This window comes from Flaviaestuariibacter amylovorans (assembly GCF_039541815.1).
Taxonomy (GTDB): Bacteria; Bacteroidota; Bacteroidia; order Chitinophagales; family Chitinophagaceae; genus Flavisolibacter; species Flavisolibacter amylovorans.
Genome location: NZ_BAABGY010000026.1, coordinates 1 through 21314, shown reverse-complemented (window position 1 = coordinate 21314; position 21314 = coordinate 1). Strand labels below are relative to the sequence as shown.

The following is a 21314-nucleotide window of genomic DNA, read 5'->3' as shown; positions in this document are numbered from 1 at the left end:
CCTGTGCCCCTGCCCGTTACAAACTTTTACAGGCCGTTTACGGGTTTTTTACACCGGAACGGCTTCGGGCCCGTCGAAGCCGGATACCTTCATCCTATTGTTTGACCCGCTCACTTTTCAATCATGAAGATCCATCACCTTGCAATGTCGCTCTTGTTCGTAGGTGCGGTTGCCTGCACCGAAGCGCCCGACGCCACCCGGCCATCCGGGCCAGCCGCCAGCCCGCAACGGCAGGCCGGAGCCGAAGCAGCCGAACCGCTCCTCGTTTTCCGATCCGCCGACGGCGGACACACCTGGCAGGACATCAGCAAAGGGCTGCCCCGGTCCGTGAAGCGGGGTTATGGAATGGGAAAGAACGTGTCGTTTGCGGATGCGGACGGGCTTTACCTCACCGACGGCCAGCGGCTCTATCACAGCAACCCGGCTGCCGCGAACCCGCTTTGGACCGAAGCGCCCCTCCCCAGCCGGGAGGCCAGCATCAGCGCCGGCAGGACCGGTGTGCTTGCCTACACGTTCGGGGGTAGCCTGTTCCGGAAAGCGGGCGGGTCGGAAAAGTGGTTGCCGGTGTATACCAATTTCGGGCAGAAAACGGTACGCACCGTGTTCGAGTCTGCCGCCGGCCCCGTTTTTATCGGCACCGACAGCGGCCTTTTCAAGTCGGGCGATGCCGGGAAGACCTGGAAGCAGGTGCATCCCGCCGGGCTGGTATGGAAAATAGCGGAATCGAACGGGGTGCTCCTGGCCCTCAACAACCAAGGGATCATCCGGTCGACCGACGGGGGGGAGCACTGGGCATTCGCAGTGTACGAGCACCGGAGGGGTTTCGTGATCGCCGGTATCGATGGCGGCTTTGCCGTCGGCCTCGACCGCACGGCGAAGGAGCGGCGGAGCCTGCGCACGTCTTTCGACGGCGGAGCCACCTGGGAGCATATCGACGCCGGGCTGCCCGCGGACGCCAGCACCGCCTCCGTGGTGCAGGTGGGCGTGCGCTTCTTTTGCAGTCAGGCGGCCGGCGTGTTCGGGTCCGCCGACAAGGGAAAGACGTGGCAGCTGCTGCTTCCGTCGATCAACGACAAGATCTTCCAGCTGCATGTTTCGGGCAAGGTGCTCTATGCGGTTCCCCGGACAAGGGGCTGCTAGGGGCGCCGGGTGCTGTTGCCTCGCGGGGGAAATCGTGCGGCGCCAGGCAAGCGCGGGCAGCCGCTCCTGCCGGGCAGGTGATGCAGGTTCGCGCCCCCTGCCTGACCGGAAAGCGCCAGGGGCTATGAAGAGACAGCCATTCCTGATAAGGGCGTTCCTGCCTGGGGAGCGTCCTTTTGCATGTTGGGTGTACCCGCGGGTCGGAAGCCGGAAGCGCGTGTGCGGAAGGGGCGCTGAATGGGTTTTGGGGCCAAACAGGATTCCGGCTGCGCGTGCCTGTTTGCTCCGCGGGGAGAACTTTGTTGGCGTTTGCTGGTTCCGTCCGGACCTCGTCCGGGGAGCACGGGAGCGCGTTCGTCAGCGTTGCGGAGCCTGTCCGCTTCTCCCTGTCGCGGCCCGGCCTGCGGGCGGGACGGCATCGAGGGATTGTACCACGAGCCTCGGGATCGACAAAGCCGGTGATGCCCGCTTGTATCTGCTTACTCCTGGCTGAAGAGAAAGCGCGGATAAATGTTTCCTCCCTGCTTTATGGCGGGAACCCGTCTGAATGGACCTGCTTTGCGCAGGTGAGTTGCGTATTTTTAAGTGTTGGGCGCCACCTGCCTTCCTTAGGTCGAAGTTTGGCCAGCCTCACTAAAGTGGCTTCAGTTTTTCGGATCATTTCCTTAATTCGACTCTTGTGATACCAGCTTCGTAGCGCATTTTGACGAAACTAGTCGCCGCCCGATACCTGCTTCGCATCAAGTAACTCGGCGAATACTTTGGCGACAGTTTCCACAAGAGCTCCGCGCGGCCTCTTCGCTAGAGTAGTTCGCCGTGACCGGGACGCGACGACTTTCGAACTGACTTTGCCGTAGCCGGACGAGGCCGCGCTTCCGGAGCGGGCAGCTCGCTTATAGCTTCGTAGCAATCGGCGTGACAGCTACAATCACTCTGATCGATCTGGGGGATTTGTCTCCCGAAAGTCCGGCGGCGCATAACAGGGGCTGTTGCGCTATGGCCTCTCGAAAATCGTTATAGTTCGTAACTTGTTCCTCGGCCACAGCGCAAAGCCCTGGTCGTTATGGCAATTGTAAACAACCGCAAATGAGTAATAAGGTAAGCCTTTCTTTCACTCTGGCTTTGATGTTGCCAATTGCGTCCTTTGCCCAATCGGTCAACACCAAGTTTTTAATTGATACGACCATCAGTATCATGAAAAGTGTATCAATAAGCACCGATACCGTGGATTGGACGGAGCGGAAAAACCAGATGTTGCAGCGTACTACAGGAGGTGATGATTCGACTGACCTTCAAAATGCATTCGGGTTTTTGTACCAGTCATTGAACGATGCTCATGGTGCCTTACGGTATAAGAATAAGCGCTATGGGTGGTCGCCAGCGATGCCACCGGTTGATGATTCCCTTGAAAATGAATTTAAGAAAGGGGATTTTGTGAAAACACAATTCCTCTCTGATAAAATTGGCTATTTGCGCATCCCTTCCATGGCCCATGAATTTAGGGATTCGCTCGTAAAGCATTTGAACGACAGTTTATGCTATTTGCTCAACCGGAAAATCAAAGGGTTGGTGATAGACTTACGGCTTAACGGCGGGGGCTCTATGACACCCATGATTTTAGGCGTGCAACAATTGCTAGGTGAAGGAACCGTTGCCGGTTTTACTACAAACCAAGGAAGGGTTATCGTTCACCTAACGAAAAATGGGATTTATTACGACAGCAGTCAAAAGTTGAGTTTTAAGCCTACATGCGTGACCGATGCCTCTCGTTTGCCTGTTGTGCTGTTAACCAGTTTTGAGACCGCAAGCTCGGGCGAATGTCTCTTGATCAGTTTTGTAGGAAGACCCAATACGTTGGTTATCGGTATACCAACACAAGGCATGACCAGCGCTCTTTCCTGGATGAAAGTCTCCGAGGAAGCCAGAATAGGTGTTGCAACAGCTTATGTAAATGATAGAAGTGGGAAGGTCTACAAAGGGGCATTGCAGCCAGATTTGTACATCAATACCGTTAACAAGATGAACGATATTCAGCACGACCCGAAAGTTTTGGCGGCAGTGCGATGGTTGAAAACCCAGTAAGACCTCTTTGTCAAAAAATGCCACCAACAATGTATTGCTGCAAGTGTGGCTGTAATGCTACTATGTGGCTGACGAATAGTACGGCATCTTATTATCTTTATTCAACTGCACTGCTGCCAATACCACACCTGACAGCAATGCTTCAACGTTATGCGCCATCAGTCCCTGCTCCGATTTGGCATTGCGTGCCCAGGGTTTAGCATCTCTAAATTGCATTCATGACAGTACGCCGAATATGTTTCAAGAAAATTGATAAAATAATTGCGGACATAAACAAGTATAAAATCGACCCGTCTTTTTCTGAAGAGGTAGAGAAACGAGACTTGCGTTCAGTCCCTATAAGATTAACTGATAATAAGCTTCTCGAAATTTTCTCCACCTTAATTGCATTTAGTGGACAGGCAAAATCTGATAGAGTACGAGAAGTTTTAGATACCGGAATATTTAGAAAAATGTTTGCAAGATTTGATGTCGCCCAAGTTGCTTTAATGAATCCTTGCGACTTGGTAGATATGTATTGGGATAAGGTGAGTCCAATTCGATATCAGACTAAAATTTTTCAGATAGTGATGTTTGCAAGGCGCATTAGAAAAAATAGGGTCACTTTGTGAGTTTCTCACAACTTCTAAAATCCCAGTTAGACTACAATCAAAAGATGACATTGATGCCTTTTGGAAAGCATTTGATGCGCTTCAAGCAACCATGAAAGTAGCGCGAGTGTCATATTTAAAGGAGACTACAACACTGTTACATTATTTACTTGATACGGGGTTCGATTGTGTAAAGCCAGACTCAGTAGTTATGAAAGTTGCAAAGAAGATTGGAATTGTAGAAAGTGAAACCGGCGACAGGAACTTCCGAGCAGCAGTTCGGTTCGTGCAAGAGTACTGTCTTGAAAGACAATTGCGTCCGGCAGTTGTTGACTTGTATTTTCTAATCTATGGTGGACAGGAAGAAGCGAGAAAGTTTGTACGACCTAGATTTTACGAACGCCTTAATTGAGTTGACTCGACAAGTGGTGGGATAGTCCTAGCAAAGTCATTTTGGCGGGCGTCTTGATTCGGCCTGACTCCTCTGATTGACGGCGTACAACATGGGCTATTGCGCTAGCCTAGGTCGCTCATAATTAATAACTTCACGACGGTTCGCCGGCCACAGCATCAAGCCCTGGCCGTTAGCGGCAACCTTACTGCGTATGACAAAAGAATTCAACTATTCTGTTTTTATCTTACTCGCTGTTCTCTTATTCTTACTGCTCCGACATCCCTTGGAGATGCTCATCAATAATTTTTCGGCAGATGCTGTTCGTAACGAGCTTTTATCAGGCACCTTAACAAGACTGCTCATATGTGGCGGGTTGCTTTCATTTATGTACAAAAAAGGCTTTTTCACGTTCAATGGTTTAGCGCCTGTTTTCACCATGAGCAATATTTGGCTTTTGATAATTCCGGTTTTTGTTACCGCATTGATGGCATTGTCCAATATAAAAACCTTCAATCAAACGAAAGCTTCAATGTTGCTTCTTTATGGATTTAATGCTGCTGTGACGGGAGTGCTTGAAGAATTCACCATAAGAGGAGCGGTCTTACCACTGATGCTTAAACACTTTTCGAAAAGTAAACATGCTTTCTTCAAAGCAATGCTTCTTTCTTCGCTACTTTTCGGCACCGCACATTTTATTGGTCTGGTTCGACATCCGGATAATTTTTCGGGCATTCTATCTCAGGTAATTTTTGCGATTGGTATCGGTTTCTTTCTGGCGGCACTGTTGTTCAGAACACAAAATATTGTTGCACCCATCATTGTTCATTTTTTAATAAACATTACGGGAGGCGCATATCGGCTGAAAGAAAATGGCAATAACGATACTTCCGCTTCTGAAGCTATTGGCTTGTCCGACTATATACCAGTGCTGGTTCTTTCTTTTGTCTTAGTATTTGTCGGCATCTACCTGGTGCGCAAAATTGAAAAAGAACAGTGGCTTAAGAGAATTTCATTTATCAAGCTATGAAAAGATTTGGAAAAGCACATGCCACTAACAGCGTATTGTTGCAATAGCGGCTGAAGAATAGGTGTTGCGCATTGGAATATTATTGAACTTTAGTAACAAAAAATAAGCTGAAGAATACGGACTTCCGCTAGTGCAGAAATACCCGAGCCGTTATGCGCAACCGTCTAGCACGTCGCTAAAGAATTCAAGCCACTCTCGCTAATGCTAGCTGGCATTTTACATTTGGACATGAACTTCATAGAGATATTCAAGGTAGATGGTGCTAGTCATGACTACGCAATCACGAAAGGAAAGCTTGTAGCAATTGTGGAAGGTTCTTTCTCAGCCTACGACGTTGAGAATGGTAATGTTTTGTTCAGGGGAAAAGCCGGAGACTCAGTGTCATTATGTGTTGTGGGCGAACACATCGTCACGCAAAGCATGTCGGAAGGGAAAACAATTGTCTATGAAGCGGAGCGTCTCGAGCTTGTTAAACGTCTCGCTTACCTTACAGCCGTCAATCAATCTGCATACCGCCATTATTTCACGGACAATTTCTTTTATCCCATTTGTCGGTCGGAGAATGGGATGGTGCACGGTAAAGTTTCACGAACAACCTTTGAGCTGGTGAACGAGTGCCCCGTGGCTTCCGGGATCAATGGAATCTTCCACACACTCAATGATGAGTATTTTATTTCTATCGACAACGCGCGGATCACCTGTCATCATTTCGAAAATTTGGAAATCCTCTGGGATTTTTCAGCTGATGTGCATCTTGGAGTCTCTGACGCGAACATTGAACGGAACATAATTCAAGTAGCGGATAAAGTTTTCTTTTACGCCTATGCATCTGACGGGTCGATAGCGTCAACCTTTTGTTTGGAGTGGGGTACAGGCCGCCCTTTAGGCAGATACGATCGGTTTGGAGGAATGATGGAGCACTTTGATGGGAAGCTACTATCACCTTATGGACAAAAGGTGTCTGAATTGACCATAAAGAACGGATCATTTAACGAACACAGTTTAGCGCACGATCTGGATGCAACCGGGCTAAAGGTCGCATATGGCAGGTATAGCATAGCCGGCAACAAACTGTTCTTTATTAGCGGCACCGCGATGCCTACTGGTATAATCGGGGTAATAGATTTGGACAACTGGAAGCTGATAGGGAAGGTCGACTATGGAAGCAAGGTCTTAGTAGAATCATTCGGAGTCTTTGATGATAAGCTTGTAACACTTTTGTCTGACAACAGCATTCACGTACACCGATTCGAAAATTGAGGCGGCCCGTAGGAGCGGCGCACAACATCGGCTGTTACGTTCTGGCCCCCGATCAGTCACTATAGTTCTTAACTTCATCCTCGGCCACAGCGCAAAGCGCTGGTCGTTAGTCGCCACTGCAACACTCCGTTAGTTCAAAATGAATTTGGTGAAAGTTTGTGTATCCATAGGAGCACTTCTGCTCTGGATGCTGGGCGTTTTGGGGCAAAACCTTGCTGATCCTATCGACACGATATACATCCCATTCCATCCTAAGAACGTAACCTTAACAAAGACTGCGCGACAGAGGCTAGACAGTCTTGCAACAGTAATCAAGAATAATAAAGATGTTGGTGTCCACGTTTCGGCATCCTATGCTGACTTGTGTTCCAGTTGCGGTGTAAGGGCAATGAAAACAACCGGGAGGGTAATACTATACCTTTTGAAAAGCGGCTTAGATGAAAATCATGTTCATCCGACAAGCTTCCTGAATGGAGAAACAAATAGCGTTAGGGTCATAACCGGGAAGTGGATTCGGCTGCCACCGCCTATGCCACATCCCGGGTTGACACAACGGCGCAAATCCTAGATCATTATTCTTCACGATTGCGGCTAACATGGGCCGTTGCGCAATGGCCTCTCATCGGTCATTATTGTTCGTACATTCATGCTGGGCCACAGCGCAAAGCGCTGTCCGTTAGCGGCAAGCGGTAACAGCCCTTTAAGTTCAAGAGTATGGGACTTGATTTAGCACATTACATTCCCGTGAAATCCGGCGATCCTTTTGATGGGTACGAACTCATTGAGCAAGGCTATTTTGATGCGAATCCCGAATTATTTGCTCAGCTGAGGGACTATGTTGACAATAAATCGGACGGTATCTGGTATCTCTATCATCGGGAACTTGGAGAGCAGCGCAAAGGGATGGAGCGGAAGTTTTATCGGCGGTTTAAGCCTGGTTATTATTTAGAGCGGAAGTGGGTGGAAGAAGCATTTACGTACTTGGAAAGCGACCATTTGGCTACCCTCGAAGAACTCAAGACCAACTTTAAAGCTAACTTCATTGACAATTTTCAAGAAGGGAAGAGCGTCTTTTATGTCAGCTACTGACTGGCCTGCCGCTAACAGGGGCCGTTAAGCTAGGCTGCCGTCATAAAGTTGTAAATTCACTATGATCGACGCCTGGCGCAAAGCCCTGGTCGTTGTGCGCGATCCGAAGCAGTCCTATGTGGGATAACCTTAAAGTATACAGGAACTTAGAAAAAAGCGAAACTACCCCGACCTTTAAAAAGTTCGGGAGGAAGCTACAGTCGTTACTCGAAACTTATGAGCTAGAACAGACGTCCTCTGTCATAAAGCTATCTCGCAAGATTAATGGGCTTGAGCAAGCCGTTTTTATTGAGAGAAAACACGCCAATTCGATGGAGGTAAAGACGTCTGTCAAGCCGACCGACTTTTACCGGCGGCACAAGTTTACCATGCTAAACATCGTGACGCTTGGTGACATAATGAATAACTTCCGGCGGTCTTCCTATCCGTTGACGCAGGAGTGGGAAATGTTGGCTGAGTTTCTGGCAATAAAGATCAAAGACGAAGTAGAAAAGTACTTTGCCCAGTACGACTCTTTTGAAAAGATCATCGAGAATGCTTCTGTGCTTGAGCGTCGTACAGGGCTGCTTGAGAATGTATATGAGCTTCTCATTTACGCTGCTATTAAGACGAGGCAGGCCTCACTTTTACAAGAGTATCTTTCAAAGAAGTTGAGTCGCCCAGTCATGCGAATCAGCCATAGCGAGTACTTGAAACCAATAAAGGAAATAGATGAAGTAGCTTTTCTGCAAAGAATTCAATCGTTGTTATCGAATTCTGACTTTCAAGGAATAGATAACGAAGTAAGCAGTGCAGCCGATTAAGCTTCGGGACTAATTCGAGAGGACTGCGCAAAACATGGAGGGCTGCGCTAGCCCCGGTCATTTGAACCAAAATCATTTCCTAAATTCAGGGGCCACTGCAAAGCCCTGGCCGTTGGCCGCAATTAAAAAGCTTTTATGGGAATAGTCTGTTACCTGATGCCTGTTGCAGATAACGTGTTGCAGCGCGTTCTGGAAGGGAAAGAAACGATCGATGCTACGATCGACAGGATACATGAAGTGGACTGGAATAGAGCCTTCTATATAGCTAACGGCACCATTGAAGACTGCTACAAAGAAGCAGGTCCTATTTACAGTATTGACAAGGCATGGGCTATTCTCCAATATGCGCTATACCCAGAACATGACAGTAATCCCGGTCATCCTTTATCGAAAGCTATCGCCATTCAAAGCTCACTTTTGGAAAGCGACAGAGAAGCAGGCTATTTATGGTCTTCAGAGGTCAAAGAGGTGTGGGAAGCATTAAAAAAGGTATCGGCTAATACGTTGATCGAAAACCTGAACGTACCAACCGAAAGCTATTTCTATGGAAAGTATAAAAGCGAGGAAGAGAAGGTAGACAATATTTCATACGCCCTTATGAAGTTTTCCAATTTGCTGTTACCCTACTATTTCGCCCAACTGGAAAATAAGGGCTTGATTATCTACATGGCATAAATACGGATCATGCACCTCGCAGACTCCCGTTCGAATGGGGCAACAGGCCAACTCCACACAAAATGAGCGAGTGCGCTATGGCGGGTCGCTCATAGTAAAGTCATACTTTTAAATCGTACGGCAGCGGCCAGCCGGGTCCGCTGCCCGCCATGACGCGAACCTCATGAAACTCTGGGATTACTTTAGACGCAAAAGCCGGAATCCTGAACGGATGGCGGAGCCGCCGGCCGGGGTCGAGCCCGGGCCGGGTGGCTTCGAGTTCCTGCTCAAAGGCGACGTAGATCTGCCGGAAAGCCAGTTTCGCGACATTGCCCTGCCCGGATCACCCGGGGTTACCGAGATCGAGCGGGAAGGATGGACCTACTACAAAGTGGGTGACGTTGAATGTACGTTCTCGATCGAGGAGCCTGGAATACAAATGACCTTTGACGCAAAGACTACTTTGGCCGATGCCCGGGCCATTGCAGAACAAGTGCTTCAACGCTTTCGTAGCAGCGGCCGGGACGTGGAGCTCGTGATCCTGGATAACACCAAGGTCTACCGGTCATCCTGAGCGGCTGTTTGCGTTAAATGATCATCAGGAAAGGGTGAAAAGGTCGGCCGCAGGCGGCCGCGAAGCACGAAGGCGCTCCTGAAGCTTCGGGAGCCACTACGGAGCGACGTAGAAAAACAATTCTGTTCTTTCCACTTTTCGTCGTGCCTCCGTGCCGTCGTGTCTTCGTGAGAAGGGCGTCAGCCCCACTCCCCGCGCTTGCGCGGTCCGATGAGCAGTGATCGAATACGTCAAACAACCTCCAGGGCAGGGCGCGTCACATCGGCTGTTGTGCTATCGCCCCCGAACCTACCTCCTTCTCGGCCACCCGGCAAGACCTGCCGGATCAGGCGAGGAGCCTGCCGCGCAACAGCACTCGCCTTAACAAGGAACCGGGCGAACCCGGACCCCCCGAAGAATGAAACCCTTCTCGGGTAAAAAGGGAATAATTTTCCAAGTCGTAGCCCGCAGCAGCGCGCAACGATCAAAAGCATCAACCATGAACCGGAGCCCCGAACCTGGAACCCCATCGACACTACCGTTCTCATTGAAAAGCGGCCTGCTGGGCTGCTGCTTTCTGTTCGGGGCAGCCGCTGCAGCAGGGCAGGCCAACAGCCCGGCCCCCAAGGCGGTGGCCCCTGCCGCGAACCAGGAACAAGGGGCACGCAGCAATGATCAGGAGCAACCCCAGGCCGAGGTCTCGCCAAAGGAGGCGCGCGCCTTCACCCGGCGCGGCTGGGTAGGGTATCGTGACTTCGGCGCCCGGGGAGACGGCACCACCGATGATAGCGAAGCCATTGTCGCTGCCCATGCGTTCGCCAACCAGCACGGACTGCCGGTGAAGGCAGACAACCGGGCTACTTACTACATCGGCGGCCGGGAGCGCACTGCCGTGATCCGTACAAATACGGACTTCGGAACGGCGGCCTTCATCATCGACGATACCGAAGTGCAGAACCGGAACGCACCCGTGTTCCTGGTCGGCTCCGGGCGGCAGCCCTTTCCGCTGAAGGGCATATCGTCGCTCCGGCGCAACCAGGAAAAGATCGACGCCTCCCTGCCCGGTCCCTGCCTCATCACGGTTACCGATACTTCGGTGAAGCGCTACATCCGGGCCGGGTTGAATCAGAACAACGGGGCGGCGCAGACGGATATCTTCCTTGCCGATAGGGCCGGGGCCGTGGATCGGAACGCCCCGATCATCTGGGACTTCGACCGGATCACGGAGATCACGGCGCTTCCCGTAGACGAGCAGCCGCTCACCATCACCGGGGGGCGGTTCACCACCATCGCCAACAGGGCCGAATCGAAGTATACTTATTACAGCCGCAACATCGCCATCCGGCGCTCCAATGTGGTGGTGAACGGGCTCGAGCACCGCATCACCGGCGAGGGCGACCAGGGCGCGCCCTACGGCGGCTTCCTTAATATCCAGGACTGCGCGAACGTAACGGTCCGGAATACGCTCCTCACCGGCCACAAAACCTACAGTACCATCGGTGCGGCAGGCAAGCCCGTGTCGATGGGCTCGTACGACATTTCCGCCAACCGGGCGCTGAACGTGTCGTTCATCAACTGCCGCCAGACCAACGATATCGACGACCGCACGTACTGGGGGATCATGGGCTCCAACTACTGCAAGAACATGGTGTACGACAGTTGTGTCTTTTCGCGCTTCGATGCCCACATGGGGGTGGCCAATGCCACCATCCGCAACTCGACGCTGGGGCACATGGGCATCAACGCCATCGGCAGCGGCACCCTGACGGTGGAGCACAGTACGATCCGCGGCACGCACCTCGTTAACCTGCGCTCCGACTACGGCAGCACCTGGCAGGGTGCCTTCGTGATCCGCAACTGCGTGTTCGTGCCGGCGGGCGGCCGGCCCGTCAGCCCTTCGCTGATCGGCGGGGCGTATTCGGGCCAGCACAACTTCGGGTACACCTGCTACATGCCCGAGCGGATCGTGATCGAGAACCTTCGGATCGAGGATGCCCAACACCCGGAGCAATACCGGGGACCTGCCGTGTTCGCGAACTTCAATCCCGAGATGACCGACGAATCCTACCAGCAGAAGTTCCCTTACGTCGTCACCAAAGAAGTGGTGCTCCGGAACGTCACCAGCGCCAGCGGCATGACGTTGCGCGTCAGCGACAATACGTACCTGTTCCGGAATGTGAAGTTGAATATTCAGTGAGGTACTGCAGGAAGTGTCGTTTACCTTGATTGCTGAGGAAGCTGTAGCTGCTGCACCAACATCCGGGACAAGGCTCTTTGCCGGCAGGGTCAATAATGAACGGGTGTTCCTGGCCGACAGTGATGAATAAAGGCTGTTGCGCCAGGGCGTTCGAACACTTTGAAAGTGTCGTACATTCACTGTCGCCACAGCGCAAAGTCCTGGTCGTTGTGCACCTTTATGGTATGAAAGTCCGAAGACTGGATATTGCAAAATCACTACTGGCCGGTATCGGCCTTGGCCTCTTTTTACTTTTGTTTGGCTACATCGGTGTCTTTATCGCAATGGTGATGGCGCTTATCTCAGTCGGGCTTTTGATAAGCAGTATCTGGCTTGGAAGAAAAGCCATTATCTGGGGACTGGCAGGCTTAGTTCCGTTTCTGATGCTATGGGCTTACATCAGACTTTAAGCGGCACAAGCTGTTTCCGCGGTGCACACTATCAGCGGTTGCGCTATGGCTTTCGGCATTCATTGTAGTTCGTACATTTAACGTGCGCCAACCAAACGCCAACTTATCCCTATTATGCTTCGCTATGCAATCCTCTTTGCGCCAGTAGTTTTTCTCTCCGGAGGCGTTGCCGCACAGGAGCGCTTCCATCAGAACCTGGAAGACGCTACCCGACGCGTGCAATCAGTGCTTCATGACACGGTCCGCATTAAAGGCACACGGCCGGTTCGCGACACGGCTGCCGCCATTGCCCTTGCCGAGTCGGTGCTGTTCAAAACGTACGGACAAAAGGAGATCTTGCGCCAGCGTCCTTACGACATCTTCCTCGTTTCTGGCGCCTGGTACATCTGCGGGACCATCCCAAAGGGTATGCGCGGCGGGACATTCGAGTGTATCGTAAAGGCCTCGGACGGCGCGATCCTGCAGGTGACGCACAGCAGGTAGCGGTGGCAATGCATTTCGGAGTGGTTGGGTAATGGCTTGCAACCCTGGTATGCGCTGCTGTACATTTAATGCCGGCTACGGCCTCATGCCCGGTAGTTACCTGCTCGAACAAAAGCACTTATACTTATGAGAACCGAAATACTTACCCTCTGTATGACCCTGATCACATGCGCCGGGAACGCACAGTCTGAAACAGCGCTGATCAAACAGAAGTGGATCCTGGTTAGTGCTACGGCTGATGTATCCACCGACCTCAACAACAGGGGGACAGCGTCGACCGATCTGTTTGCCCAGTATCCTCCCTGCTCAACAGACGACATTTACCACTTCAAGGATAAGGGCGTTTTCATCAACGACGAGAACAAAGAGATCTGCCAGCTGCCGAAAACCTACACCGGTAGTTGGAGCATAAAAAACAACGACTCAATAAGGATCAACTTCGGCCGCCAGAACCTCATCATGACGTTCAAAATGGTACGTGTCTCGAAAACCGATATGCTGTTAAGAACGCGGCAGTCACTCAAATCCGGTGCTGCCGATGTACTCTATTCGTTTAGAAGAATCGACTGATTCCTGAAATCTCCTGAATCTTGCTGTTGTCGCTAGTGTTAGGTTACCTGTATAAAAGACGTGTCTTACGACGGCCGAAGGCCGACGTCATTGCGAGCGAAGCGAAGCAATCTCCAGCACCTTCGGAGTGCTCCCAACGTGGCTTCCTCTTAGAGCCCCTCTGCGTAACGCAGGGATTGCTTCTCCGCCAGCTGGCGGATCGCAATGACCTCGTCGCCGAACAACGTGCCCTCGTATCAAGCTTAACGTGACACTAGTACAGGTTTTGCCATCATTATCTAATCAAGGCGCATCAGGACCATCAGGAACAAGGAAGGTCTTAGCCGGCTTTGTGACGCTTCGAGGCAATCCTTAGCGCTCGCCACGGCTCTTAAAGTTGCGGAGTTGTATGTTCCGGTGTTCTGTCAATCGTAAAACCAGCACCTATTTCTTCGCGGATTAAAGCAAATGGTCCGTTGGGGTTTACCCTACGCCAGTGCGTTGACCGCGCGTGGCCAGGCCGTTCACTTATTTCTAATTTTCGGTGCGCTATATGCCGCCCCTGTGTTAATATTAAGGTGTCCACAAATCACCCTTTATGCGAAGCAATCTCCTGTTACTGTTGCTGTGCCTGCTGACGCTGCAGCTCTCCGCCCAACCCAGGACCGTGACCATCCGCGGCATTGTGCAGGACCCTACCCTGGATTCCATCGTGCTGATCCACCCCGGGGATGCCGCGCTCTCGAAGTGGGAGCATACGACGCTGCCCGTAGTGAACGGCGCTTTCGCTACATCTATCCCGATCCCGTTCCCGTCGGAGCTCAGTATCCGGCAGCGGAACCGGGTCTACGGCAAGCTGTTCGTTTCCGGCGATGCGGTGATCCGTATCGACAGCGCCCGGGCACCGCAGCTCACCGGCTCCCCCGAGCAGGACGAATATGAAAAAGCGTTCCTGCCCTTTTTCGCCACCAGCGACCGGTTCCGGGATTCGATGAGCGAGGTGTTTACCGGTCATTACCGGAAGTGGGGCAGCGACTTCCCGAAAGCCGTGCAGGACAGCCTCACGCTTTTGCTGCAGCAGTTTTACACGGACAAGGCCGCCTTGCTGGCGGAGTACATCCGGCAACATCCCGATTCCTACGTCGCTTTATGGAATATCGATCACCTGATCCTGAATACGCCGGCGCATCAATACGCCGATCTTGGAAAACTGCTTTCTTTATTTTCCCCTGCGCTGCAGCAAGGCTCTTTTCTCCCTGTGTTACGGGAGCGGTTGAAGGGTGCTGCCCGGATGCAGACCGGCCAGCCCTTTCCCGAGGACTTCTTCAAGGGACAGGAGGCCGTGCAACGCAAGCTCGCGAAAGAGAATAAGTACTACCTGGTAGACTTCTGGCATAGCCGCTGCGCGCCTTGCCTCCGCGAGTTCCCGAACCTGAAGGCGCTCCATAGCCGCTTCCGCGGAAAAGGATTCGACATTGTATCCATTTCTGTAGACAAGCAACAGGATGAGGGCCTGTATGCCGCGACGGTACGGAAGCATGCCCTTCCGTGGAATCAGGTCTGGGACCGCAACGGCGCCAATGCCGACCGGTACAATATTCATGCGTTCCCGACCTATGTGCTGGTAGACAAGAGCGGCAAGATCATCAACCCGGATATCCGCCCCGCCCAACTGGAGACCTTCCTGCAGGAGCATTTGTGATGTGGTCCCGTCAGTTGTAGAAATACGTGGTGCGGCTAATCGTGACAACGATCGACCATAAGGCGCAGCCCCTTGATTCCTGTAGTAGCGCAACCACTAAAACGTTCGCTCATGAAATACCTTCTTTTGCTGCTGCTCCCCCTGCAGCTGCTCGCCCAGGAGCGGGCCGTACTCTTACGGAACGTGAACGTCGTGGATGTGGAAACCGGCACCGTGCGCACGGGGCAGCACGTACTGGTCTCCGGCAACCGCATCGAGCGGATCACATCGAAAGCGATCACGCGTAAGGGCGCCAGGGTGGTGGACGGCAGCGGCAAGTTTCTCATCCCCGGGCTGTGGGACATGCACGTGCACGTGTTCAACAATATCTCCGGCCTGCCGCCCAACGAATACTACCATCCCCTCTTCCTGGCCAACGGGGTTACCTCCGTTCGGGAGATGTGGACGAAGCCTGGATCCCTGCACCACGTGCGTCGCTGGCGCAGCGAGTCGGCCACGGGTTCACGGCCGGTGCCGCGCTATGCGAGTGTGGGCACGCTCGTAGATGGCGTGCCGGCCACCTGGCCCAACTCCGACACCGTGCGTACGGCCGCGGAGGCACGCGCGCTGGTGCGCGAAGTGAAGGCCTCCGGTGTCGACTTCTTCAAAGTGTACGGGCAGCTCTCCCGCGAAACCTACGCGGCCATCGCCGACGAATGCCGGAAGCTGAACTTTCCCTTCGCCGGCCACGTGCCTGAGGGCATGACCATGGCGGAAGCCTCGGCCGCCGGCCAGCGCAGCCAGGAGCACCTGGGCTACTGGGCCATGTTTGCCGAGCTGTCGGACCAGCAGCAAAAGTTCCGGGGACTGAAGCCTTCCGAGCTCACGCCGGCACTCCGTATCGAATTACTACAATCCGTGAGTGCACAGAAAGCGTCCGCGCTGGCAGCCGTCCTCAACCGCAACCGGACGGCCTTTTGTCCCACCATCGTCCAGTTCCGCGCCACGGTGTTGGGCGATGATCCGTCGATCCGGGAGGATGGGCGGCTCCAGTTCACCGATTCTATGGACCGGGCCGACTGGACCGAATTTGCCCGGCGCTTTACTCCGGGCAACCGCACCCTCCGGGAGGCGCGTTTCCGGAAAAGCCTCGACGTGGTGCGGATGCTGCACGAGAACGGGGTGCTAGTGCTCGCAGGCACCGACCTGGGCAACCCCTTCGTGTATGCCGGCTCCAGCCTGCACGATGAATTGTCGCTTTTCGTTGAGGCAGGCCTGTCTCCGCTGGCAGCCCTGCAAACCGCTACCCTGAATGCCGCCCGCTTTCTCGGCAAGGAGCGGGAAATCGGCACGGTGACGCAAGGCAAGCTGGCCGACCTCGTGTTGCTGGAGGCAAACCCGCTCGCCGACATCGCGAACGCCCGGAAGATCCATGCCGTGGTGATGAACGGGAAGCTGTTGACGCGTGCCGATCTGGATGCCTTGCAGCAGGATGCGAAAGCGCAGATCCGCGCTTTGGGCCAGGGGGTGCAAAGCGGCGCGACGGGTCGTTAAGTCGATCGTGCTATCAAGAAAAGTCCCTTGTGATCCTGTAGGTGCCTGGTAGATGCCAAGGGGCTATGTATTGTCTGAGAGTGCCTCGTATTCCCCTGCTTCTTTCCGAACAACCCGTTCAGCAACGCCCTTCCCGCATTTCCAATTTCGTGTGTACCGGCAGCTCCTGAAAACCGGTAAGCGAAGCCGGTGCGCTGCGAAGACCGATCGTTCCCCGGGTAAGGCATACCCAAATAACAAAAGGGCTTCCCACTGCGGAAGCCCTTTTTGATTTTTGACTTTTGCATTGACCGGATCAGGAAGCCGCCGGCGCCTTCGCCGCGGCCACACCCTTGCGGCGGGCGAGCGTTTCCGCCACTTCCTCCGTGACCTGGTTGACGCCGGCCACGATGCCGAGCCAGGGCTCGGCGCCGCCGGTGTAGTGATAGGCGCTCTCCAGCCCCTTCATAAGGGCGGTGTAGGCTTTGGCGGCGTCGCGGCGCAGGAGCACGAGTGCGTCGGCGTCGGGGCCATTCATTTCGTCGTCGGTGCGTGACTCCTGAAGCTCCCGGAATTTGCTGTTGGCTTCGGTAAGTGCGTTGAGCAGCCCGTTGAGGCCGAGGAGGCGGAGCGCGTCGGCAAGGTCGGGGCGGGCGCGGAGGTCGCGCACGAGGTTCTCGACCAGCGTGGTGGCCTTGCTGTAGTTGGCGGTGGTGAGCTCGGTGGCGCTGCCATAGGGCTTGAGGCCTTCGAGCAGGAGGTTGGCGGCGGCGGCCTGCGCTTCGTTCTCACTGTAGGTGTACCCCGTGCACAACGTGAAGAGGCCCACGGTGTAGCGGTCGCGGAGGGCGTCGGCGGCCTGCAGGTCGTCGGTATAGCGGGAGAAGGGCGCCTTTTGGATGAGGGCGTCCATCCCCTCGGTGTGCTCCCGGAACGTGTCGAGCGCGGCGGCGAAGGGAGCGGGGAAGGGATCGGAAGAAACGATGCGGGCGAGGAGGCGTTTGTTGAAGGCGACGGCCTCTGCGTTGTGGAGGTCGCGCGTCTCGATGCGTACTAGCATGGGCAATCAGTTTAGAAGAAAAAGGTAAAAACGGGGTCCGTTTTCGACCAAGCCTTGCCGTGAATTTTTTGTGTAAAGCGACTTTGACCCGGTGAGGGCTGCTTTTTACGCAGAATATGAATTTTTATAAGTGGTTGATCCTGAGCCCTGAGGGGGTGTATGAATTGGTCAGCGGGCAAAACAGGGTGCCTGTTTGGCCTCCCGGTTGGGTCAGCGGGCAAAACAGGGTGGCTGTTTTGGCTCCCGGTTGGGTACGCCGACAAAACAGGGTGGCTGATTTCGTTGCTGACCTGGTTGGCAGGTTCATCAGCATGCCTGTTTTGCTTGCTGACTGGTTCGCGAAGGGAAAAAGGGTGTCCGGGGGATCGGTGGATCTTGTTTGGGGCTGCTGATGCCGCGGGAAGGAGTACGGGGCACGCGCCTGGCCGTATCCGCAGCCGGGAGTTAAACGCTTATAGTCGATTCCTGCATGGATGTAAAAAGGTGCCGCTAAACGTTTAAAAACGGCTCTGTAGCGCAAAGCCGGCGGAAATCGGTGGATAGGCGCTATAGAGTTGCGTATATTTATGTGTTATGGCGCTATTGCCGGCCGGTGTGGGGCTGTCCTATAGTTCCGCCGCATCAGGAGTTCGGCTGGGTGACCGTTTTCCCCGCTTGCTGCTACCCCTCCGAAAGCGGGAGGATCCACCAGGGACATCGAATCGTAAAAAGGGCTAACCGCGGGCGGCGGCGAGCGTCGAAGCTTTGCTTCAGCAGCGGAGCCGCGCCCGCGGTAGCGAAGTTCGGGACTCTTCGTCACATGGGCCGGGGTGGGGGACTGGGATTATTCCCGGAATCTCTGGTTTTTTCACCGCAGCTGCGCGGTGAAAACTACAGTCGTAACAGTTGGGCGAGTCCGCTTCCCAGCCGACCGCGAAGAGCCACTGCGTAAAGCCTTGTCTTGACGCAATGGCTCTTCGCTACTCCTGATGCTGGAGCGTGCTTCCGGCCGGACAACAGCGCATAACACGGGCTGTTGCGCTAGCTATCAGTCATTAAAGTTGTAATTTCATTAAACTAGCCGCCAGCGCAAAGCCCTGGTATGTTAGCCGCAAGTCATGAAAACTCCGCAATTCATAGTGTTAGTTCTGCTCGGTTGTTCGGTGACCACATTTGGGCAAAAAGTATCAAAAGATGCTACTCATCCTTTACGGCGCCGTGGCATTGCCTGTGCGGAGCCGAACATTGCTCGTTTGGTCGTTAGGACAGACACGATATCAAACGTAAATGGAAAGATGGAGCAAGCCATTCGGTCTTACGCTGAGAATGGTCGTTTGGTTCGTGAGGAAACATCGAATCCTTATGAGAGCAATCTCAATCGCTTCTATAAACATGTATTTGTCTACGATTTGCATGGTCGGCAAGTCTATGAGCAACATATTGAAAAGATGTCCATCCTTCAATGCTTCAAGTATATTTACAATGACCGTGGCCAGGTTATCAAAAGAACCGGTTTTGGCTCTGGAGACTCTGGAGGGACGGTCCGATACTTTTACAAAGGAGACAGCTTAATCAGGACTGTTCGTGAGCCGGGACGATAGTTTAAGGCGTTCTCCTAAAGACCTGCGGCTAACATGGGCTATTGCGCTATGGCCTCCCGACATTCGTTATAGTTCGTAACTTGTTCCTCGGCCACAGCGCAAAGCCCTGGCCGTTATGCGCCATTAAGGTCGTTTAAATTTGAAGATAATGAGGGCCAGTGTTTTCTCTATCTTATTCTTCTTTGGGTGTAACATCTCAAGAGACACAGACCGACTAGATCTAATTATAGATACTACCAAAGCTGGCTGGTACTTTGTTGAAGTACGCAAACCGGATGACTCGTTGAAAACGCAGAACCTGACAGTAAGCATGACGTCTTTTGATTCCATCTACCACGTAAAGATGGCTATCAAGACAAGGCAGCACATTTTTTCTGCGCACGACTTTGCTGGACAGGACATATCAAAGCGCCTTAAATTCTTAGGAATTTTAGACCATTCCAGTGGTAGAACTTTTGTGACAGTTTATAACCCAAGTGGGCACGAGCTTTTTGCCATCGAAGATTGGATCGGCAGTAGCCCAGAAGTCGACGAAATCAAACGAAGAGAGCGGAAAGTGCTAGATTCTCTCATGTCACGATAACGGCGCATAACATGGGCTGTTGCGCTATGGCCTGCGAGCACTCCGAAACTTTGTACATTCATCCTCGGCCACAGCGCAAAGCCCTGGTCGTTAGCGGCAATTCGATCAGCCTGCTTCCTAAATTCGTAGAGTAGGAAAACCTTTTTCTAGGATATTTATTGCAAATTGAGTGAATGAAGTGTTCTTCGTTAGTCACAACGGTATCAATCGTTTGGACCTTTTTGTTTTCTTGTCGTACGGACTCGCTTTCTAAGTATGAAAGTAAAGGGGTAGATACAGTGTTGAGTTTATACGGGGGCACGTGTGCCTATTCAGTTCTATGGAAAAGCTCGACTGACGAGAACGAACGCTATAAGAAATTTCAATTAGAAATTTCAGGCAGTGATTTCGTAAGTAAATCCTTGATAGACCTCGAAACAATTGCTCTAGGCATTGCATACAATTTTTACAAAGCAATTCGAGAGGACAAGATAGACTATACGCATATACGAGTGCTTCTCAATAAGGAAGGGCAAGCGCACGTGTCTGAATACGAGTTAGGCGAGCTGAGGGCCATTGATATTCGCTTCCCAATTGTTGAAAAGATTGTTCAGTCAGTCTACTCTAAGCAGTTCGGAGAATTAACTAAGCATGTCGAGGATTCCTGTAGGAAGCTGATTGAAATCAAGAATAGCGACTCAATTCAATCCGCTTTTAGTAAAGTTGTTAGGGATGGTAAATACCAGTTGTTTGCAATCAGGATTTGGCGTGACGGTGTTAATAGAAAAGCTGAATTCATCGGTGGCATATCTGCACCGATAGGAGGGATGCCTTTAAATGTAGAATTGGCGCTAGATGGTGACTTGCAGAAAGCATCTTGCCTCGACTTTTGATGGGCTTAGGAGCGATGGCGGGCTGTTGGACGTGTCCCCCTTGAACTGCCGCTAACATGGGCTGTTGCGCTATGGCCTCTCGACTGTTCCTATAATTCGTACATTCATTCTCGGCCACAGCGCAAAGCCCTGGTCGTTAGCCGCCATGCAATGAGATCCTTAAAGTTCATATCGTGCCTTTTTCTGAACATTTTCTTTCTTGACAGTTTTGCTCAGGAGAATGTTACCGGTTTCCTGCTACTTTCTCCTTCTAGGAATCATTCTTCTTTTGATTTGTTCCTTCCTCATCCCATAGACTCGACAAAGAGTCTGCGGGAAAATCTGGCAGTAGTTCATAAGGATACAGCGTTACAAATCTGGTCTAGCAGTCAATTTAATGAGCCTACGTTTCTGGAGAAGGCTGATTCATTGCTGAATGAATATTTGGACGAAAAGGTTTCGAATAGTATTAAGCTCAATCTGGTTCTTGTGGTAGAGGCCGAGTATAATGACAAGGCGAGACAGGTATTGCTAGGAAGTGAGAAAGATAGTTGGCAATCATGGAAAGTGATTTTTGCCGGCTATTCATTATTTGATGTTTACAATGCGAAGAGGTTCTTCCTTGATAAGGTGAGAGTTATCTCCCTTCCTCGGCACGGCGGCTAACATGAACTGTGTTAAAAACCAAAAGATTTTCTACGCCAGCTGGCTTTTAAAATCTGCCTGATAGGTTGTTCCTTTTGTAGCGATGGCAAA

19 protein-coding genes are annotated in these 21314 nt (G+C 52.4%); 18 read left to right on the top strand and 1 reads right to left on the bottom strand.

Translation table 11 applies throughout. The features are described 5' to 3' along the window. Positions 1-123 precede the first annotated feature (123 nt). From ABD937_RS23615 to ABD937_RS23545, 15 genes are all read left to right on the top strand, one after another. Entirely contained in the window at positions 124-1140 is a 1017-nt protein-coding gene (locus tag ABD937_RS23615) for a WD40/YVTN/BNR-like repeat-containing protein (RefSeq protein ID WP_345258540.1), read from the top strand. A 1086-nt stretch (positions 1141-2226) separates the two neighbouring features. Continuing rightward, positions 2227-3222 carry a S41 family peptidase gene (locus tag ABD937_RS23610; RefSeq protein ID WP_345258539.1) on the top strand — a complete coding sequence of 332 codons (996 nt, stop codon included), beginning with the start codon at positions 2227-2229 and terminating at the stop codon, positions 3220-3222. A 218-nt stretch (positions 3223-3440) separates the two neighbouring features. Continuing rightward, positions 3441-3833: a hypothetical protein gene (locus ABD937_RS23605; protein WP_345258538.1), complete on the top strand. Its 393-nt coding sequence runs from the start codon at positions 3441-3443 to the stop codon at positions 3831-3833. A gap of 584 nt (positions 3834-4417) precedes the next feature. After that, positions 4418-5233 carry a CPBP family intramembrane glutamic endopeptidase gene (locus tag ABD937_RS23600; RefSeq protein ID WP_345258537.1) on the top strand — a complete coding sequence of 272 codons (816 nt, stop codon included), beginning with the start codon at positions 4418-4420 and terminating at the stop codon, positions 5231-5233. Between the two features lie 228 nt (positions 5234-5461). After that, a complete protein-coding gene (locus ABD937_RS23595) occupies positions 5462-6493 on the top strand; it encodes a hypothetical protein (protein ID WP_345258535.1) in 1032 nt (343 codons plus the stop codon). 714 nt (positions 6494-7207) lie between these two features. Further along, positions 7208-7582 (top strand): hypothetical protein, encoded by a 375-nt coding sequence (locus tag ABD937_RS23590; RefSeq protein ID WP_345258534.1) that lies wholly within the window; start codon positions 7208-7210, stop codon positions 7580-7582. A 368-nt stretch (positions 7583-7950) separates the two neighbouring features. Beyond that, positions 7951-8385, top strand: a complete 435-nt coding sequence (locus ABD937_RS23585) for a hypothetical protein (RefSeq protein WP_345258533.1) — start codon at positions 7951-7953, stop codon at positions 8383-8385. 135 nt (positions 8386-8520) lie between these two features. Further along, entirely contained in the window at positions 8521-9060 is a 540-nt protein-coding gene (locus tag ABD937_RS23580; RefSeq protein ID WP_345258532.1) for a DUF1877 family protein, read from the top strand. 163 nt (positions 9061-9223) lie between these two features. Beyond that, positions 9224-9613, top strand: a complete 390-nt coding sequence (locus ABD937_RS23575) for a hypothetical protein (RefSeq protein WP_345258530.1) — start codon at positions 9224-9226, stop codon at positions 9611-9613. Between the two features lie 478 nt (positions 9614-10091). Then, positions 10092-11789: a hypothetical protein gene (locus tag ABD937_RS23570; protein ID WP_345258529.1), complete on the top strand. Its 1698-nt coding sequence runs from the start codon at positions 10092-10094 to the stop codon at positions 11787-11789. Between the two features lie 224 nt (positions 11790-12013). Beyond that, the gene (locus ABD937_RS23565; protein WP_345258527.1) at positions 12014-12238 is read left to right on the top strand and encodes a hypothetical protein; all 225 of its coding nucleotides are present in this window, start codon (positions 12014-12016) and stop codon (positions 12236-12238) included. Positions 12239-12352: 114 nt separating this feature from the next. Then, positions 12353-12721 (top strand): NTF2 fold immunity protein, encoded by a 369-nt coding sequence (locus ABD937_RS23560; protein WP_345258526.1) that lies wholly within the window; start codon positions 12353-12355, stop codon positions 12719-12721. A 153-nt stretch (positions 12722-12874) separates the two neighbouring features. Then, positions 12875-13291, top strand: coding sequence for a lipocalin family protein (locus ABD937_RS23555; RefSeq protein ID WP_345258525.1), 417 nt, complete (start codon positions 12875-12877; stop codon positions 13289-13291). A gap of 577 nt (positions 13292-13868) precedes the next feature. Beyond that, positions 13869-14972, top strand: coding sequence for a thioredoxin-like domain-containing protein (locus ABD937_RS23550; protein WP_345258523.1), 1104 nt, complete (start codon positions 13869-13871; stop codon positions 14970-14972). Between the two features lie 111 nt (positions 14973-15083). After that, positions 15084-16505, top strand: coding sequence for an amidohydrolase family protein (locus tag ABD937_RS23545; protein WP_345258522.1), 1422 nt, complete (start codon positions 15084-15086; stop codon positions 16503-16505). A gap of 295 nt (positions 16506-16800) precedes the next feature. Here ABD937_RS23545 and ABD937_RS23540 read toward each other — a convergent pair whose 3' ends face one another. Beyond that, positions 16801-17544, bottom strand: coding sequence for a DUF6261 family protein (locus tag ABD937_RS23540; protein WP_345258521.1), 744 nt, complete (start codon positions 17542-17544; stop codon positions 16801-16803). Positions 17545-18641: 1097 nt separating this feature from the next. Here ABD937_RS23540 and ABD937_RS23535 point away from each other — a divergent pair. The 3 genes from ABD937_RS23535 to ABD937_RS23525 all read left to right on the top strand — a co-directional run bounded on the left by ABD937_RS23535 (position 18642) and on the right by ABD937_RS23525 (position 21224). Next, complete coding sequence (locus tag ABD937_RS23535) at positions 18642-19124, top strand: hypothetical protein (protein ID WP_345258520.1); 483 nt, start codon at positions 18642-18644, stop codon at positions 19122-19124. A gap of 756 nt (positions 19125-19880) precedes the next feature. Continuing rightward, positions 19881-20579, top strand: coding sequence for a hypothetical protein (locus ABD937_RS23530; protein ID WP_345258519.1), 699 nt, complete (start codon positions 19881-19883; stop codon positions 20577-20579). Positions 20580-20729: 150 nt separating this feature from the next. Next, a complete protein-coding gene (locus tag ABD937_RS23525) occupies positions 20730-21224 on the top strand; it encodes a hypothetical protein (protein ID WP_345258518.1) in 495 nt (164 codons plus the stop codon). Positions 21225-21314 lie beyond the last annotated feature (90 nt).

Bases quoted from the DNA above. Each gene is read 5' to 3' on its own strand.
- ABD937_RS23615 (WP_345258540.1), top strand. From the start codon at position 124: ATGAAGATCCATCACCTTGCAATGTCGCTCTTGTTCGTAGGTGCGGTT.
- ABD937_RS23610 (WP_345258539.1), top strand. From the start codon at position 2,227: ATGAGTAATAAGGTAAGCCTTTCTTTCACTCTGGCTTTGATGTTGCCA.
- ABD937_RS23605 (WP_345258538.1), top strand. From the start codon at position 3,441: ATGACAGTACGCCGAATATGTTTCAAGAAAATTGATAAAATAATTGCG.
- ABD937_RS23600 (WP_345258537.1), top strand. From the start codon at position 4,418: ATGACAAAAGAATTCAACTATTCTGTTTTTATCTTACTCGCTGTTCTC.
- ABD937_RS23595 (WP_345258535.1), top strand. From the start codon at position 5,462: ATGAACTTCATAGAGATATTCAAGGTAGATGGTGCTAGTCATGACTAC.
- ABD937_RS23590 (WP_345258534.1), top strand. From the start codon at position 7,208: ATGGGACTTGATTTAGCACATTACATTCCCGTGAAATCCGGCGATCCT.
- ABD937_RS23585 (WP_345258533.1), top strand. From the start codon at position 7,951: ATGCTAAACATCGTGACGCTTGGTGACATAATGAATAACTTCCGGCGG.
- ABD937_RS23580 (WP_345258532.1), top strand. From the start codon at position 8,521: ATGGGAATAGTCTGTTACCTGATGCCTGTTGCAGATAACGTGTTGCAG.
- ABD937_RS23575 (WP_345258530.1), top strand. From the start codon at position 9,224: ATGAAACTCTGGGATTACTTTAGACGCAAAAGCCGGAATCCTGAACGG.
- ABD937_RS23570 (WP_345258529.1), top strand. From the start codon at position 10,092: ATGAACCGGAGCCCCGAACCTGGAACCCCATCGACACTACCGTTCTCA.
- ABD937_RS23565 (WP_345258527.1), top strand. From the start codon at position 12,014: ATGAAAGTCCGAAGACTGGATATTGCAAAATCACTACTGGCCGGTATC.
- ABD937_RS23560 (WP_345258526.1), top strand. From the start codon at position 12,353: ATGCTTCGCTATGCAATCCTCTTTGCGCCAGTAGTTTTTCTCTCCGGA.
- ABD937_RS23555 (WP_345258525.1), top strand. From the start codon at position 12,875: ATGACCCTGATCACATGCGCCGGGAACGCACAGTCTGAAACAGCGCTG.
- ABD937_RS23550 (WP_345258523.1), top strand. From the start codon at position 13,869: ATGCGAAGCAATCTCCTGTTACTGTTGCTGTGCCTGCTGACGCTGCAG.
- ABD937_RS23545 (WP_345258522.1), top strand. From the start codon at position 15,084: ATGAAATACCTTCTTTTGCTGCTGCTCCCCCTGCAGCTGCTCGCCCAG.
- ABD937_RS23540 (WP_345258521.1), bottom strand. From the start codon at position 17,544: ATGCTAGTACGCATCGAGACGCGCGACCTCCACAACGCAGAGGCCGTC.
- ABD937_RS23535 (WP_345258520.1), top strand. From the start codon at position 18,642: ATGAAAACTCCGCAATTCATAGTGTTAGTTCTGCTCGGTTGTTCGGTG.
- ABD937_RS23530 (WP_345258519.1), top strand. From the start codon at position 19,881: ATGAAGTGTTCTTCGTTAGTCACAACGGTATCAATCGTTTGGACCTTT.
- ABD937_RS23525 (WP_345258518.1), top strand. From the start codon at position 20,730: ATGAGATCCTTAAAGTTCATATCGTGCCTTTTTCTGAACATTTTCTTT.